Source organism: Pseudomonas fluorescens, assembly GCF_000968015.1.
GTDB lineage: Bacteria > Pseudomonadota > Gammaproteobacteria > Pseudomonadales > Pseudomonadaceae > Aquipseudomonas > Aquipseudomonas fluorescens_W.
This window is the reverse complement of record NZ_LACH01000080.1, coordinates 1-16,185: the sequence shown is the minus strand read 5'-3', so window position 1 is coordinate 16,185 and position 16,185 is coordinate 1. Positions and strand designations below refer to the sequence as shown.

Below are 16,185 nucleotides of genomic sequence, written 5' to 3'. Positions count from 1 at the left end.
CGCGGTCAGGTGATGCACGCGGTTGGCGATCTGCGTCAGGCCTTTCGGACCGTGGTACACGGCGTACATGCTGGCGATGTTGGCCAACAGCACCTGGGCGGTGCAGATGTTCGACGTGGCCTTCTCGCGACGGATGTGTTGCTCGCGGGTCTGCATCGCCAGGCGCAGCGCCGGCTTGCCGAAACGGTCCACCGAGACGCCGACCAGACGGCCCGGCATGTCGCGCTTGAACGCATCTTTGGTAGAAAAGTAAGCCGCATGCGGGCCACCGAAGCCCAGCGGCACGCCGAAGCGTTGCGCGCTGCCGATGGCCACGTCGGCGCCAAATTCACCCGGCGGGGTCAGCACGGTCAGGGCCAGCAGGTCGGCGGCGACCGCCACCAAGGCGTTGGCCGCGTGGAAGCGTTCGGTCAGGGCGCGGTAGTCGAACACATCCCCGTTGCTCGCCGGGTATTGCAGCAGGGCGCCGAAGAAGGTGCTGACGTCAGTCAGTTCACGCTCGTCGCCCACGACCACGTCGATGCCCAACGGCTCGGCCCGGGTGCGCAGCACGTCGAGGGTTTGCGGGTGGCAATGCACCGAGGCGAAGAACGCGTGGCTGCCTTTGTTCTTGCTCAGGCGTTTGCAGAAGGTCATGGCTTCGGCGGCGGCGGTGGCTTCGTCCAGCAGCGAGGCGTTGGCGATCGGTAGGCCGGTGAGGTCGCTGATCAGGGTCTGGAAGTTCAGCAGCGCTTCGAGACGGCCCTGGGAAATTTCCGGCTGGTACGGGGTGTAGGCGGTGTACCAGGCCGGGTTTTCCAGCAGGTTGCGCAGGATCGGCGACGGCGTGTGGGTGCCGTAGTAGCCCTGGCCGATGTAGGTCTTGAACAGCTGGTTTTTGCCGGCGATGGACTTGATCAAGGCCAGGGCATCGGCTTCGCTCAGGCCGTCTTCGAGGCCGAGGACGCTGGTGCCCTTGATGCTGTCGGGGATGACGCTGGCGCTCAGGGCTTCCAGCGAGTCGAAACCGAGGCTGTTGAGCATGGCTTGCTCGTCGCCGGCACGCGGGCCGATGTGGCGGGCGATGAATTCATTACGGGTGTCGAGGAAGTTAGTCATGCAGAAGTCCTCAAGCGTCGTCGTTGGTCAGGCGCTCGTAAGCGGCCTGGTCGAGCAGGGCGTCCATTGCACGCGTGTCGCTGGGGCGCATACGGAAGAACCAGCCTTCACCCAGTGCGTCTTCGTTGATCAATTCGGGAGAGCTTTCCAGCGTCGAATTCACCTCGACCACTTCGCCGTCCAGCGGCATGTACACACTGCTGGCGGCTTTCACCGACTCCAGCACCGCCACCTCATCGCCAGCGCCGAAGGTGCGCAGTTCAGGCACTTGAACGAAGACCACGTCACCCAACGCTTGCTGGGCATACGCGGTGATACCCACGGTGATCAGGCCATCGCTCTCAAGACGCAGCCATTCGTGATCGACGGTAAAACGCAATTCGTTCATATCAACTCCTCATTGTTCAGACTCATCCACTGCTGGTGGCGGATGACGATGGACAGGCTCGTGTCGGGCAACGAGCGTGGCTTGAGGGTTGATAGCAAGGGGGGTGCCAATTTTGATTTATCTATATAAATCAAAATGTTACTGATGTTTCTTAATCATCGGCGGAATGCGTCCGTATTGAAATCAATACAGGCATCCATAGGGAGGGGTGCGAAGCCCGGACCAGACAGGTCGGGATGGTTTTGTCTTGATTTCGATACGCTGTATTGATTTGCAGACAGTCTTGCCTGATGCACATCCCTGTGGGAGCGAGCTTGCTCGCGATGGCGGTGTGACAGACAGAATGATGTCGACTGACACACCGCTATCGCGAGCAAGCTCGCTCCCACAGGGGTTAGGTGTTGATGGCGGGGTTTTGTTTCGGCAATGGTTTCACTGCTTGTTCGGAATGCCGTATTTACGCAGCCGGATAGCGATTGCACTGTGCGAGGTGTGCAGGCGGGCGGCGAGTAGACGGCTGGAGGGATAGCTGCTGTAGAGCTGCTCCAGCAAGTTCTTTTCAAAGCTTTCGACGGCCTCTTCAAGGCTGCCGACCTCACCGTCGTTTTGCCGCTCCATCGCCGTTCTGGCGATGTCGAGGTCGTCGATGTCCACCAGCGGATTTTCGCAAATAGCCGCGGCGCGAAAGATCACGTTTTGCAGTTGCCGCACGTTGCCCGGCCAGCGGTTACCCAGCAGCGCCGGATAGGTCCCGGGCGCCAGGCGGCAGACCGGACGCTGGATTTGCGCGCACGCCTGCTGCATGAAGTGGTTGGCCATCAACAGGATGTCGTGGCCGCGCTCGCGTAACGGTGGCACTTGCAGATTGAGCACGTTGAGGCGGTAAAACAGGTCCTCGCGAAAACTGCCTTCGCTGACCATTTTTTCCAGATCACGGTGCGTCGCGCTGAGGACCCGCACGTTGACCCTGACCTCACGATCGCCACCCACTCGACGGAAGCAGCCATCGCTTAAAAAGCGCAGCAACTTGGCTTGCAAGTAGGGCGACATTTCACCGACCTCGTCGAGGAACACCGTGCCCTGGTCGGCCAGTTCCAGCAGGCCGAGTTTGCCGCCGCGCTGGGCGCCGGTGAAGGCGCCCGCGGCGTAGCCGAACAGCTCGCTTTCGGCGAGGCTTTCCGGCAGTGCCGCGCAGTTCAGGGCCAGGAAGGGCGAGTCATGCCGGGCGCTGATCGCGTGGCAGGCACGTGCCACCAACTCTTTGCCGGTGCCGGTTTCACCCTGAATCAGCAGCGGTGCATCGAGCGTTGCAACGCGCTGGGCGCGGGCCTTGAGGGTCCGGATCGCCGGAGATTCACCGAGCAACGCATCAAAACCTTCAGCATGGTCGTGATGCAGCGCCGACAGGCGTTCACCGATGCGGTTCGGGTGATACAGGGTCAGCAGGGCGCCGGCATCGGTGATCGGCATGGCGTCCAGCAGCAGCGTCTGGCCACCAAGACTGACCTCGTGCATGGGCAGGCGGTAACCATGTTCGATCAACGTCTGTTGCAAAGAGGGATCATCGAAGAGCGCCGTCAACGGCTCACCGGCCGGTTCGCGGCCACAGAGTGCGATCAGCGCCGGATTGGCCAGCAGCACATGACCGCGCTCATCCACCGCCAACACCGGGTCGGTGCTGGCCGCCAGCAAAGCATCGAGTTGCAAGCGTCGGCGCTGCCCCGGGAGGATGTCGACCATCGTCACCGCTTGCACGCCCTGGACGCCGAGAAAGGCCTCGCGCAACTCCTCCAGCACATCGGCGCCGAGGGTGGGCGCATCGATGTAAACGTTGGGCGGCACCATCTCGACGGCATCCAGGTTGAAACGGCGCCCGCCAAGCAGGGCCAGCACTTCCTGGGTGATGCCGACGCGGTCGATAAAGGTGACGTGGATGCGCATAGGTGGCCTGCAAGGGTTGCGAACAGAATGAGTATGACCGGCACCACCTGTGTCTGTCAGGTGGTGCCGGTGGTGCGCGAACAGGCGGCCAGATCCTCAAGGAACGCCTGAAGGATTGGCGGCGGGGCAGTGCCGCGTCGGGTGATCACGTCGAACGGCGACATCAGTTGCAGGCTCGTCGGTGCCAGTTGATGCATCTCGCCGGTCTTGACCCACTGGGCAGCGAAGTGCATCGGCAGAAAGCCCAGATAGGCGCCGGAGATCAGCAGAATCGCCAGCGCTTCGATGTTGTCCACCGTGGCCGCAGCCTTGCTGACGCCCAAGTGTTCCAGGTCGTATTGCTGCATGTAGCCCCTGACCACAATCCGGCTTGCGGCAATCTCTTCGAGCAGTTCGTCACCCTCGGCCTTGCTGCCATACAGCGGATGCCGCCGTCCGCAATACAACCCCAGTGCTTCCTGATACAGCGGCGAGTGCAGCAGGCCCGGAACGTAGATCGGGAAGTGCCCGATGGCCAGGTGCAGTCGGCCGTCGAGCACGCGTTCTTCCAGTTCTGCGGGGGTGCCGACGTACACGTTCAAGTGCACATCATGCCCTCTGGATACGAAGCGTTGGGTGGTGCGCGGCAGCGGAGAATCGGGATCGGTAATGGTGGTGTCGATGATCCCCAGATTGAGTTTGCCGCTGATGTGCTGCTTGAGTACGTCAGCGTCCATGCAGAAGTTTTCCACCGCCGAGAGCAGACGCTGAGTGGCTTCGTGGATCGCCACGCCTTGCTCGGTCAGGCGAAAGCCGCTGCGCCCGCGTTGACAGAGTTTGACCCCCAGCCGGGTTTCCAGATGAGTCATCTGTTCGCTGATGGTTGACTGGCCGGCATTCAACGCTGCCTGCGCGGCAGAGAAACCGCCGCACCTGACAATCGTGGCAAACACCCTGAGCAGTTTCAGATCGACATCGTGTAGCTGGATCACCTTGAACCTCCCGCGTGTGGATGCATCGGTAATGCCGATATGAGTATCTGATGTTTAGCATTTTTTCCACGAAAACCTGCGCCCATAGTCATTCCAACGGCGGTCGCCTTCCACGTCCGCTAGCTGATAACAAGAATTGGAGATGCCTGAAATGTCGAACAACGGTTATGAATCCGGTCGCCTGAACCTGCCATTCGTGGGTCACTGCACCTTTGGCAAATCCCCGGTGTGCACCGATTGGGATGCATTGGATGCGGACGTGGCGGTCCTCGGTGTGCCCAACGACATGGGCACCCAGTGGCGTTCCGGCGCACGCTTTGGACCACGCGGCATTCGTGAGGCATCGACCCTGTTTTCCTTCGGCCATGCCGGCGCCTATGACCACGAAGATGACGTCATGTACCTGACTGCCTCCGACGTGCGCATGGTCGATGTGGGTGACGCCGATATCGTGCACACCGACATGGTCACCAGTAACGAGAACACCGAGTACGCCGTGCGCAAGATTCTGGATGCCGGTGTCATGCCGGTTGTACTCGGTGGCGATCACTCGGTTCACGCCCCGGTGATCAAGGCGTTCGAGGGCCGTGGCCCGATCCACATCATCCACTTCGATGCACACCTGGACTTCGTCGACGAGCGTCATGGCGTTCGCTACGGCCATGGCAACCCGCTGCGTCGCGCGTCCGAAATGAACCACATCGTTGGCATGACCCAGATGGGCATCCGCAACGTGTCTTCGTCCAATCGCGACGACTATGAAGCGGCCCACGCGGCCGGCTCGAAGATCCTTTCGGTCCGTGATGTACGTCGCCTCGGCGTCGAAGGTGTGCTGGCGTTGATCCCGCAGAACATCAACTACTACATCACCATCGACATCGACGGTTTCGACCCGTCCATTGCCCCTGGCACCGGCACCCCAAGTCACGGCGGCTTCCTCTATTACGAAGTGCTGGAAATCATCCAGGCCCTGGCCAAACGCAGCCAAGGCAACATCGTTGGCATGGATCTGGTGGAGGTCGCACCGGTTTATGACCCTACCGGCATGACCTCGATTCTGGCGGCGCAACTGCTGCTCAACAGCATCGGTTTCATCTTCCACGAGCGGGCTCAAGCACGGCACGCCAAAAGCGAAACCACCACGGCCACGGCGTGATCTGACCGCCGCACAGAGGGTATGAAAATGGACACGATCGTTAAGCAGTATCTCCAGAAATTCGGTGTATCCGAAGCCACCCAGACCTTCCTCAGCAAGGTTCAGAAAATGTTCATCGGTGGCGCCTTTGTCGAGGCCAGCGACGGGCAGACGTCTGATGTTATTGAACCGTCGACCGAGGGCCTGATCACACGCATTCCGATGGGCACTACCGAGGATCTGGACCGCGCCGTGCAAGCCGCCCGCGCACAGTTTGACGGTGGCGTCTGGCGTCAGGCCAAACCGGCAGAACGCGAGCGGATGATGCAACGCCTGGCGGACCTGATTGAAAACAACGCCGCGGAACTGGCGGAAATCGAATCGATCGACATGGGCAAGTCAGTCGCCTTCGCACGGGATGTCGATATCCAGGGCACGGTCGATACGCTGCGTTATTTCGCCGGTTGGGCGACCAAGCTGCATGGCCGAACCGTTGAACCGTCGCTGCCGGGCAATTACCTGGCTTATACCCGCAAGGAAGCGGTGGGTGTGGTCGGCGCCATCGTGCCCTGGAACTTCCCGCTGCAAACCATGGCCTGGAAACTCGGCGCCGCCCTGGCAACCGGTTGCACCGTGGTGGTCAAACCCGCCGAACTGACCTCGCTGTCGGCCTTGCGCTTTGCCGAACTGGTGCAGGAAGCCGGGATCCCGGACGGGGTGATCAATATCGTGACCGGACGCGGCAGCGTGGTCGGTGCGGCGATGGCCACGCACCCCGGTATCGACAAGCTCACCTTCACCGGCTCGACCCCGGTCGGCCGTACCGTTGGCCGCGCTGCACTGGACGAAATGAAGCGACTAACCCTCGAACTCGGAGGAAAATCACCGGTAATCGTATTGGCCGATGCCGACGTGCCGGCCGCCGCCCAGGCCATTGCCAACGGCGTGTTTTTCAACTCCGGCCAGGTGTGTGATGCCGGTACTCGCGCCTATGTTCATCGCAGCGTCTACGACGAATTCCTGCGCGAACTGATTGCCTACACCCGCACGCTGAAAATCGCACCGGGCCTGGATCCGGACTGCTTCATCAGCCCGTTGGTCTCGGCGTTGCAGAAGGAGCGAGTGATCGACTACATCGAAACCGGCAAGCAAGAGGGCGCCGAACTGGTCTACGGCGGCCAGCCTGTCGAGGGCCCCGGCTTCTTCGTCGAGCCGACCATTTTTGCCCATTGCCGCAACGACATGCGCATCGTCCAGGAAGAGATCTTTGGTCCGGTGTTGGTCACCGCACCGTTCGACGATGAAGAAGAGGCTTTGGCCCTGGCCAATGACTCGCCCTACGGCCTGGCGGCCGCGCTGTATTCCAATGACCTTGGAAAGGTGCACAGTCTGATCCCCCGGTTGAAAGCGGGTTCGGTCTACGTCAACGCCCACGGCACCCTCGATCCGTCGATGCCGTTCGGTGGCTACAAGCAGTCCGGGTTCGGCAAGGACCTGGGCGCAGAGCAGCTCGATTACCTGCTCGAAACCAAGGCGGTCTGGATCACGCTGCCCTGAGTCATGGCTGACTCAACCCTGTGGGAGCGAGCTTGCTCCGGGCGGCGTTCCGACGATGAGGCCGGCACACCCAACATAGATGTCGGCTGATACTCCGCTATCGCGAGCAAGCTCGCTCCCACAGGGACGTCGTTCACCGAAAGAATGCAGTTATTCCGTCATGATCTTCCAACAATAAGAGTCCATCATGAACACTGACGCCAAAGCCGCTCCTAGCGTGTCGCTCCTCGACGACAAACCGATCGTCGAAAGCCATTCGATCGACTTCATCCCGGAACACGAACGCACCGATAAACTGTCGAGCCAGGGCCCGTTCTGGTTCCTCGGCAATTTCACCTTCTTCACCATGACCATCGGCTTCGTCGGCCCGAGCGTCGGCCTGACCGCGCTCTGGACCACACTTGCCGGCACGCTGGGCATCATGTTCGGCACGCTGTTCATGGCGTTTCACGGCTCGCAAGGCCCGCACCTTGGCCTGCCGCAGATGATCCAGTCCCGTGCGCAGTTCGGCTATCGCGGAGTGATCCTGGTGCTGCTGGCGACGCTGTTTGTGTTCGCCGGTTTCAACATCGTCAACCTGGTGTTGATGATGCAGGGGCTGCACACGCTATTCGGCTTCAACCCCGCAGTGATCGCGGTGGCGGTGACGATACCGGCGGCGGTGTTGGCGATCCTCGGGCATGACTGGATGCACCGCAGTTTCAAATGGGCGTTGTACCTGTCGCTTCCGCTTTACGGCCTGGTGACGTTAGCGGTGATGATGGGCTGGGTTCCCGATGCAGCGGTGCCGGTACTCGCGACCGGTGAAGTGGCCCCGGCGCCATTGGGCTTCAACTGGACCGGTTTCATCGCCCAGTTCGCGGCAGCGGCGAGTTACAACATCGCTTACGCCCCGTACGTGTCCGACTATTCACGTTATCTGCCGAAGAACACCTCCAGCGGCAAACTGATCGCGGTGGTGTTCCTGGGTGCCTCGTTATCCGGCGCATGGATGATCTCTGTCGGTGGCTGGCTGGCCGATCACCTGCATTCCACGGACGTGCTGGTGGCCCTTGGGCAAGTCGGCAACACCGTGTCGCCACTGATGGGGACTGTGGTGGTGGTCATCACGATCCTGGCGTTCCTGCCGGTCATCGCCATGAACATCTACAGCGCGAAGCTGACCACGCTGACCTGCGTCGACTCGATCAAACACATCGAGCCGACGCGCAAGGCGCGCATCCTGGCCATTGGTTTCGTGATCCTGCTGCAACTGGGCGTCGCGCTGAGCATCCAGAGTTCGGGCAAAGGCTTATCGGTGTTGGGCATCTACCTGGTGGTGATGCTGTACTTCCTGGTGCCCTGGACCTCGGTCAACCTGACCGACTACTTCTTCGTCCGCAAGGGTCGCTACGCCATCCCGCACTTCTTCATGCCCCACGGCAACATCTACGGCAGCTGGGGCCTGCGCGGCATCGCGGCGTATGCCATCGGCTTCATTTCGATGATCCCGTTCTTCTACATCTACGACGGTGTTGAGCAGCGTGAGGTCTATGTCGGCCCGCTCGCCAAAGCGCTCGGCAGCATCGACATCGCCTGGCTCGTCGGGCTGATTGTGTCGGGGCTGGTGTACTACTGGTTCAGCCGCTCGATCGACCTCAAGCGCGAAGAAATGGTCATCCAGCACATCGAAAAAACATCCCCGCAATACACCACCGGCGACACGTTGACCAAACCGTCGTTGCCCGTTTTCAACGAATCGACGGCCCGGAGATAATCATGGCTACGCAAAAGTACGACTACATCATCATCGGTGCCGGCTCGGCAGGTTGTGTGTTGGCCAACCGTTTGAGCGAAGACCCGGCCACTTCAGTTTTGGTGCTGGAATTCGGCGGCAGCGATCGCAGTGTGGTGATCCAGATGCCGAGTGCGTTTTCGATCCCGATGAACACCAAGAAGTACAACTGGCGCTACGAAACCGAGCCGGAGCCGTTCCTCAACGGACGTCGTATCCACTGCCCAAGGGGCAAAGTGCTCGGTGGCTCGTCGTCAATCAATGGCCTGGTGTACATCCGTGGCCACGCTTATGACTTTGACGAATGGGAGTCGCTCGGTGCGGAGGGTTGGGGCTACCGCAATTGCCTGCCTTACTTCAAACGGGCCGAGCATTACGAGGAGGGCGGTGACGGCTATCGCGGCAGCACCGGCCCCTTGCACACCACCAACGGCAATCACATGAAAAACCCGTTGTACGGGGCCTGGGTCGAGGCCGGCGCTGAAGCGGGCTACATCAAGACCGATGACTGCAACGGCTACATGCAGGAAGGCTTCGGTGCCATGCACATGACGGTGAAAAACGGCGTGCGCTGCTCCACGGCCAACGCTTACCTGCGCCCGGCCATGGGACGTCCGAACCTGACCGTGATCACCCATGCGATGACCCGTCAGATCATCCTTGAAGGCAAGCGAGCCGTCGGCGTCATGTATGACCACGACGGCCAGACGCACCAGGTCTATTGCAACCGTGAGGTGCTGATTTCCTCGGGGCCCATCGGCTCTCCACACTTGTTGCAACGCTCCGGAATCGGCCCGGCGGAGGTCCTGCGCAAAGCCGGGATCGGCGTCCGTCATGACCTGCCGGGAGTAGGGGAGAACCTGCAGGATCACGCCGAGGTTTACATCCAGTTCGGCTGCAAGGAGCCGGTGACGCTGAACAGCAAAATGGACCCGCTGAGCAAACTGATGATCGGCCTGCGCTGGCTGTTGTTCAAGGACGGACTCGGCGCCACCAACCATTTCGAGGCCGGTGGCTTCATCCGCTCGGACAAGGGCCTGCGCTGGCCGGACATTCAGTTCCACTTTCTGCCCGCGGCCATGCGTTACGACGGCAACAAACCGATCAAGGGCCACGGCTTCATGGTGCTCACCGGGCCGAACAAACCGAAAAGTCGCGGTTATGTTCGGGCGCGTTCCGCTGACCCTTACGAACATCCGCAGATTCAGTTTAACTACCTGCAACGGGAGGAGGATCGCGAAGGTTTCCGCCGCTGCATCCGCCTGACTCGCGAGATCATCGGCCAACCAGCAATGGACCGCTTCCGCGACGGCGAGATCGCGCCCGGGCCACAGGTGAACACCGACGAAGAAATCGACGCCTTCGTGCGTGAAAACCTCGAAAGCACCTACCATCCATGCGGCTCATGCCGCATGGGCGAGGACGAGATGGCAGTGGTTGATTCCGAACTGCGTGTGCGGGGTATCGCGGGTTTGCGGGTGATCGACTCATCGGTGTTTCCGACCGAGCCAAACGGCAACCTCAATGCACCGACCATCATGCTGGCCGAGCGGGCCTCCGATCTGGTTCGTGGGCGCACCATGCTGCCAGCGTCCGATGCGCCTGTCGGGCTGGTGCAGGATTGGGAAACCAGCCAGCGTTCATCGTTGCCGGGACGCAATGTCAGGGTTTAACCCCGACAGGTTAATCGCTTGGGAAACATGTAAAAACGGGCGCCCTTAGGGCGCCCGTTTTTTTACTTCGCAGCACCTACAGGCGCTAGCTCATTTCAACACCAGCAAGCGATAAACCCCGCCTTCGCTTTCGATCCCATGGGTGTCATGGGTGAAACCCGGGAAGGATCTGTCGAAGGCTTCCAGCGCCTTGAGATACGCCAGCAACGGCCCATCCGCAGCCCCGGCGTTTTCACCCGGCATCAGCAATGGAATGCCCGGCGGATACGGCACGATCCCGGTTGCGGCGATGCGTCCGGCGGCTTCTTCGAGTGTCACCCGTTCGATTTCGTTTCTGACCAGTTTTTCGTAGGCCTCCACCGGGCTGAACTCGGCTTTCGGCAGTGTGCCGAACGCCTGGGCCATGTTGGCGGTGGTTTTGTGTTTCTTCATGGCCGCGAAGATTTCGTTGGCCAGGTCCTTGAGGCCCATGCCTGCATAACGAGTCTGGTTGGCGGCCAGCAGATCCGGCAGGCACAGTTCCAGTTCGGCGTTGTCGTCGTAGTCGCGTTTGAAGTCGAGCAGGGCATTGAGCAAGGTGCCCCATTTGCCTTTGGTGATGCCGATGGAGAACAGGAACAGAATGGTGAAGTCGGTGGTTTTCTCGACCACGATGCCCTGACGTCCCAGGTAGGCCGTGAGCACACAGGCCGGGATGCCCGAGTCGAGCAGGTTGCCGTCGTCGCCCATGCCGGGGCTGAGCACCGAGACCTTGATCGGGTCGAGCATGCAGTAGCCTTCTTCGATGTCACCGAAGCCGTGCCATACCGCGTTGGGATGCAGTACCCAGCAGTTCGGCTCGGTTTTCAACAGCACCGGGTCGACTTCATGGAACGGCACGGTGGCCGCGCCAACCTGCACGGTCGGCGGCTGCCAGCAGGTGAAGAACCAGTCATCCTTGCTCAGCATCTCGTTGTGCATGCGCGAAACGACCTGGCGGAAACTGATGGCTTCTTCGATCGATTCGGTGGTGAGGATTTGCCCGCTGGGCGCTTCCATCATCGCCGAGCTGACGTCGCAGGACGCCATGATCGCGTAGTTCGGTGAAGTCGAGGCGTGCATCATGTACGACTCGTTGAAGCGCCCGTGTTCGATCGGGTTGCGGCCGTTACGCACGTGAATCATCGAGGCCTGGGACAGGGCGGCCAGCAACTTGTGGGTCGACTGGGTGGCGAACACGGTCGGCTTCGAGTCGTCGTGATCGTCCGGGCTGCCGTGCATGGCGTGGCGCTCGCGGTACAGCGGGTTGAAACGCGCATAACCGTACCAGGCTTCATCGAAATGCAGACGATCGACGCTTTGCCCCAGCAACTCCTCGACGCGGGTGACGTTGTAGGTCAGGCCGTCGTAGGTGGAGTTGGTGATGATGGCGTGGACGGGTGTCGGGTCGATGCCTTGCTTGACCAGCGGGTTGCTGGCGATAGCGGCTTTTACGCCTTCGGCGCTCAGGGTTTGCGGCAGGATCGGGCCGATGATGCCGTAGCGGTTGCGGGTCGGCACCAGATAGGTCGGAATCGCACCGGACAGGGTCATCGCATGTTCGGCGGACTTGTGACAGTTGCGGTCGCACAGGGCGATCTGATTGCGCGTGACGCTGGCCATGAGGATGACGCGGTTGGACATCGACGAGCCGTTGGTGACGTAGTAGGTGCGGTGGGCCCCGAACACTTTGGCGGCGTAGCGCTCACCCTGGCCGATGGGGCCGCTGTGATCGAGCAGCGAACCGAGTTCACCGACTGAAATCGACAGGTCGGAACGCAGCAGGTTCTCGCCAAAAAACTCGTAGAAGGCGCGTCCCGCGGTGCTCTTCAAAAACGCGGTGCCGCCGGCATGTCCAGGGGTGTGCCACGAGTATTCATAAGTGCGGGAAAACTTCACCAGCGCCCCGAACATGGGGGGCAGGGCGGCTTGGCGATAACGTTCGATGGCCGCGAGGATGCGCCCGCTGAGGAAGCGGCTGGTGTCCTCGGGCAACCAGATGAAGTCATCAGCGTGTTGCATGACCACCAGCGGAATGCTCGACGCGGTGCTGCGGTCACTAATCAAGAAAACCGGCACCCGGGTGTTGCGCTCACGCAGGCTGACCAGCAGTTGGATGCATTCCTCGTGGCCTTCGCTTTTGTCCATTTCCCAGCTGAGCAGTACGCATTGAATGGCCGGGTCCGAGCGCAGGATCGACGTGGCGTCGCTCAGGGATTCCGACGCCAGTACCCGGACGGCGCGTTCCTCCACATCGTTGATCAACTGATGCAGGGCGCGACCAAAGACAGTGCGTTTGTCCGGCGGGCTGCTGACCAACAGCGTGAGCATTCCGAGCGAATGTCTATATTCCGTCATGATTAAGCCTCCACTTTGACTGCTTGCAAGTTATTGACCGGCACCGGCTCGCCCGTGATGTGTTGAGCGCTGACGGTCTGCGTCGGTACGCTGTTGTTGAGCGCTTCGAGGCGGATCAGGCGGTTGTTGACGAAGCCAAACAGCGTGTAACCAAAGATCGTTGCCACGCCGCCGAGCATCAGTGCCTGCGCGCCCGAACTGTAGAGCGCCAGGTAGCTGTAAGCCGCCGCCACCCAAGCGATGATGTTGGTTATCAGCGCCGAGCCCGCCGGTACGTTGGAGATCTTTTGAATGGTCATCAACGCGGCCATGGAGAGGATGTAGGGCACCAGGTTGGTGACCACCGCGAGATTGACGAGCGTGTCGAACTGCTTGCTCAGGTCAGGGCTGATGGTGAGCAAAGCCAGCGCCGTCTGCACTGCCAGCAGCACCAGCATACCGACAATGGGTGTTCCGGCCTTGTTGGACTTGGCAAAGATCGACAGGAAATAACCGGTGTCTGCCGAGCTTTTGTAGACCTGCGCGATGGTGAATTGCCAACCCAGCAGCGAACCGATGCACGCCAGTACCATCGCGGCCATCACAATGTCGCCGACCAGAGGGGTGAACATCTTGGCAAAGACCAGCCCGAACGGTGCAGTGGAGGAGGCCAGTTCCGGGTTGTCGACGATACCGGCGATGACGTTGGTGGAGACGATGTAGATCACCGCCGCGCCCAGGGTGCCGCCAAGTACCGCAATGGGTACGTTCTTCTCTGGATTTTCCACGGCATCGGTGTTGGCGCACGCCGACTCCAGGCCGAGGAACGCCCATAAGGTGATCGCCACCGATGCACCTGCGGCTTCGAACCAGCCCATGTTGTGGGGGTTCCAGCCGGCGGCGTAGACACTGCTGTCGAACCAGAACCAGCCAATGGTGGACACCAGCACCACCGGCGCAATCACCCCCCAAACCGTAACCGCACCGATCCGGCCGGTAATCCGCGCGCCTCCGAAGTTGGCGAAGGTGGTGATCCATAATAAAGCGATGGTCGCCAGACCCACTTGCAGTGAGCCCAGTTCAACATGGAACAGCTCCTGGATATAGCCGACCGCGGTAATACTGATCGCCACGTTGGCAATCAACAGCGAGAGGCCATAGGTGTAGTTCGTAATGTAGTTGCCCGCCTTGCCGAAGGTGTATTCGGCATAGCCGCCCATGCCTCCGGTCTTTCTGCTGAGCATCCCGCAGCGCGCAAAGGCATAGGCCAGCGCCAGGGAGCCAGTGGCCGTGATCAGCCAGGAAAGGATGGAAATACCACCGACTTCGGCAAGTTTTGTGGGGAGCAGCACAATGCCGGAGCCCAACATGTTGACGGCTGTCAACATCGTCAGTTGCCCCACTGTCATTTTCTTTGCGACTGACATTCCGTTGCCTCATTTGGTGGCGGGAGAGACTGTTAGCTATAGCAAAAGTTTGAAATGTCGCAAGAAATGTCCGTAAGACACCGAGAAAACAAGCTATAGCGCATATAAGGCATTTTGCTGGCCCCGAAGTCTGAAAGTTTTGACCAAAATCAATTTATTTTCAGTTAGTTGGGATCGAATGCAAATGCGGAATGTAATGGTTGCGCTGATTTCGTTAGGCCTGGCGAGCGTTGCTGCTTCTGCCCAGGCCAAAGAACTGGCCTCGAATGATCGTTACCTTTGCAGCTGGGGCGCAGGTACCGCGGCGAGAGCCCAGGAACTCAAGCTGTCCGGGGTTTCACTGTATGCCGCGCGGCAGAAGTTACATACCTACAAGTTCAGCAAGCCGTGGATGCACATGATGGCGATGGGCATTACCGAGCAGACCTATGACAGTAATTCGCGAATGAAGCCCGCCGCCCTGCGCGAGAGCTTTTATGAGGAGTGCGTCCGGTACAAGTTGGCGCGCAAATGAGGAGGGCGGTCCGACACAATCAACCGGACACGGCTCCTGCGCCGTGTCCGGTTGGTTACGTCAGACCTTCCCTGAAGAGAGAAAACTAACGAGTTCTTCTCAGGTTTTTTGCTTTTAACCTCCTGAGCATGCCCATTACCGGCCGCAGGAGAGGCACCCTGTCAAAGATGGAAAGCTCATGCAGGTCCGTCCGTGAGGGCCTTTGATAGCCACAATTCCAGGTAAAATAGTAAGCCAGAACTTCTTTATTCTTATGAATAAGCGTATTGAGAGCAGCGTCATAATGCATCGGACCTCCGTCAGGATGTCCCGGTGGCCGCTCCAGAATCTGGAATAAAAAATCCCTCAATTTCCCAAAGCATTTCCCGTTTACAGCATAGAAATGGGCCAAATGTATTGGCCGGTCGACTGCTTTCCAAGCGGGCAAGTTTGAATTTTCTTCAAACGGATGCCCAAAATAGACGATGTCCCACTCCATACCTTCCAGAGACTCGATCGCCGCTCTCCCATATTGAGAAATATGTCTGGAAAACTGTATGTCGTCCTCCATGATCAGGATATTTTTCAAATTCAGGCGCATTGCCTCTTCCAGCACCCCCAGATGACTCAAAAAGCAGCCCCTGACCCCGACGCTCGGGAAGCCATTTCCCTCACTGGGCGTAACCGCCTCAAAAAAGCCTATTTTTTCATCATCAATGTGAAAGCCGTTGCGAGTGAATTCTTCAACTGTTTCTAAACGGCGATCCTTTCTTGACGAGATATTGATGATTCTTACTCGATCAAAATATTCGATCACATTCATCTGTCAGGTCCTTGGGGCAGACAATCAGGGCAGTTGGATTGGGGAACCCGCAGATTTCGGAAAAAATCGTTTGGTAAGTACTGCCGACAGGAGGCACTCCCTTACGTCTTCTGGGTTGTGTTCGATTGAAGTACACCTCATCAACCAGGCGTCAGGCGGTTCACTCGCGCAGCGTCAGAGTAGCGCCATTTTCTGCATTTCCTGACGGCTCGGCGTCAACTTCCATGACTTCAACCTGACAGGCTGAATGCTTGGCGATGTTGTCCGTTTTCTCTATCGACCCCGGATTGCAGTATAGGCAGCATTTCGGGCTGAGGTTTTAGTCTCGTAAATCGGCGTGCTGCACCTGTTCGAGAGGACATGCCATATAGGTACTCAGTGAATGGGTACCGGGTGGAAAGCTCTGATAGGTCTGTAATGCTGTTCACTTAGGCTCGGTGTTTCCAGGCACACATGCGTAGCAAGGGGCGGTGGATTCAGGGCCGACCTGTCTTTTGTTGGTTGTGTGCATATCCGTTTCTGCGGTGATGGCGGCTTAGGGTTCCGCCCT

11 protein-coding genes and 1 pseudogene are annotated in these 16,185 nt (G+C 59.6%); 5 read left to right on the top strand and 7 right to left on the bottom strand.

The features are described 5' to 3' along the window. The 4 genes and pseudogenes from VD17_RS29315 to VD17_RS29300 form a co-directional block, all read right to left on the bottom strand. Nucleotides 1–1,098: pseudogene (locus VD17_RS29315) on the bottom strand (glycine dehydrogenase); the annotation flags it as partial. Nucleotides 1,099–1,108: 10 nt separating this feature from the next. After that, entirely contained in the window at nucleotides 1,109–1,486 is a 378-nt protein-coding gene (gene gcvH / locus VD17_RS29310) for a glycine cleavage system protein GcvH (RefSeq protein WP_046056884.1), read from the bottom strand. 432 nt (nucleotides 1,487–1,918) lie between these two features. Then, on the bottom strand, nucleotides 1,919–3,427 hold the full coding sequence (locus VD17_RS29305; RefSeq protein WP_046056883.1) for a sigma-54-dependent transcriptional regulator: 1,509 nt from the start codon (nucleotides 3,425–3,427) through the stop codon (nucleotides 1,919–1,921). Nucleotides 3,428–3,483: 56 nt separating this feature from the next. Then, complete coding sequence (locus VD17_RS29300; RefSeq protein ID WP_046056882.1) at nucleotides 3,484–4,398, bottom strand: LysR family transcriptional regulator; 915 nt, start codon at nucleotides 4,396–4,398, stop codon at nucleotides 3,484–3,486. A 151-nt stretch (nucleotides 4,399–4,549) separates the two neighbouring features. On the opposite strand from VD17_RS29300, the gene speB reads away from it, so the two are divergent. The 4 genes from speB to betA all read left to right on the top strand — a co-directional run bounded on the left by speB (nucleotide 4,550) and on the right by betA (nucleotide 10,537). Further along, nucleotides 4,550–5,554: an agmatinase gene (gene speB / locus VD17_RS29295; RefSeq protein WP_046056887.1), complete on the top strand. Its 1,005-nt coding sequence runs from the start codon at nucleotides 4,550–4,552 to the stop codon at nucleotides 5,552–5,554. A 27-nt stretch (nucleotides 5,555–5,581) separates the two neighbouring features. Next, entirely contained in the window at nucleotides 5,582–7,090 is a 1,509-nt protein-coding gene (locus tag VD17_RS29290; RefSeq protein ID WP_046056881.1) for an aldehyde dehydrogenase family protein, read from the top strand. Nucleotides 7,091–7,277: 187 nt separating this feature from the next. After that, complete coding sequence (locus tag VD17_RS29285; RefSeq protein WP_046056880.1) at nucleotides 7,278–8,846, top strand: purine-cytosine permease family protein; 1,569 nt, start codon at nucleotides 7,278–7,280, stop codon at nucleotides 8,844–8,846. Between the two features lie 2 nt (nucleotides 8,847–8,848). Further along, entirely contained in the window at nucleotides 8,849–10,537 is a 1,689-nt protein-coding gene (betA, locus tag VD17_RS29280; RefSeq protein WP_046056879.1) for a choline dehydrogenase, read from the top strand. 90 nt (nucleotides 10,538–10,627) lie between these two features. On the opposite strand, the gene VD17_RS29275 is transcribed toward betA, so the two are convergent. Together VD17_RS29275 and potE are read right to left on the bottom strand one after the other, a co-directional pair. After that, nucleotides 10,628–12,913: an Orn/Lys/Arg decarboxylase N-terminal domain-containing protein gene (locus VD17_RS29275; RefSeq protein ID WP_046056878.1), complete on the bottom strand. Its 2,286-nt coding sequence runs from the start codon at nucleotides 12,911–12,913 to the stop codon at nucleotides 10,628–10,630. A 2-nt stretch (nucleotides 12,914–12,915) separates the two neighbouring features. Next, nucleotides 12,916–14,319, bottom strand: coding sequence for a putrescine-ornithine antiporter (gene potE / locus VD17_RS29270; protein WP_046056877.1), 1,404 nt, complete (start codon nucleotides 14,317–14,319; stop codon nucleotides 12,916–12,918). A gap of 184 nt (nucleotides 14,320–14,503) precedes the next feature. Between potE and VD17_RS29265 the strand changes: the two genes are divergently transcribed. Continuing rightward, nucleotides 14,504–14,833, top strand: coding sequence for a hypothetical protein (locus VD17_RS29265; protein ID WP_046056876.1), 330 nt, complete (start codon nucleotides 14,504–14,506; stop codon nucleotides 14,831–14,833). 85 nt (nucleotides 14,834–14,918) lie between these two features. Here VD17_RS29265 and VD17_RS29260 read toward each other — a convergent pair whose 3' ends face one another. Beyond that, on the bottom strand, nucleotides 14,919–15,635 hold the full coding sequence (locus VD17_RS29260) for a glycosyltransferase family 25 protein (protein WP_052962774.1): 717 nt from the start codon (nucleotides 15,633–15,635) through the stop codon (nucleotides 14,919–14,921). Between the last annotated feature and the right edge of the window lie 550 nt (nucleotides 15,636–16,185).

What these genes read in the sequence shown, in the direction of transcription:
- gcvH (WP_046056884.1), bottom strand. Translation starts at nt 1,486, where the DNA reads ATGAACGAATTGCGTTTTACCGTCGATCACGAATGGCTGCGTCTTGAG.
- VD17_RS29305 (WP_046056883.1), bottom strand. Translation starts at nt 3,427, where the DNA reads ATGCGCATCCACGTCACCTTTATCGACCGCGTCGGCATCACCCAGGAA.
- speB (WP_046056887.1), top strand. Translation starts at nt 4,550, where the DNA reads ATGTCGAACAACGGTTATGAATCCGGTCGCCTGAACCTGCCATTCGTG.
- VD17_RS29290 (WP_046056881.1), top strand. Translation starts at nt 5,582, where the DNA reads ATGGACACGATCGTTAAGCAGTATCTCCAGAAATTCGGTGTATCCGAA.
- VD17_RS29285 (WP_046056880.1), top strand. Translation starts at nt 7,278, where the DNA reads ATGAACACTGACGCCAAAGCCGCTCCTAGCGTGTCGCTCCTCGACGAC.
- betA (WP_046056879.1), top strand. Translation starts at nt 8,849, where the DNA reads ATGGCTACGCAAAAGTACGACTACATCATCATCGGTGCCGGCTCGGCA.
- VD17_RS29275 (WP_046056878.1), bottom strand. Translation starts at nt 12,913, where the DNA reads ATGACGGAATATAGACATTCGCTCGGAATGCTCACGCTGTTGGTCAGC.
- potE (WP_046056877.1), bottom strand. Translation starts at nt 14,319, where the DNA reads ATGTCAGTCGCAAAGAAAATGACAGTGGGGCAACTGACGATGTTGACA.
- VD17_RS29265 (WP_046056876.1), top strand. Translation starts at nt 14,504, where the DNA reads ATGCGGAATGTAATGGTTGCGCTGATTTCGTTAGGCCTGGCGAGCGTT.
- VD17_RS29260 (WP_052962774.1), bottom strand. Translation starts at nt 15,635, where the DNA reads ATGAATGTGATCGAATATTTTGATCGAGTAAGAATCATCAATATCTCG.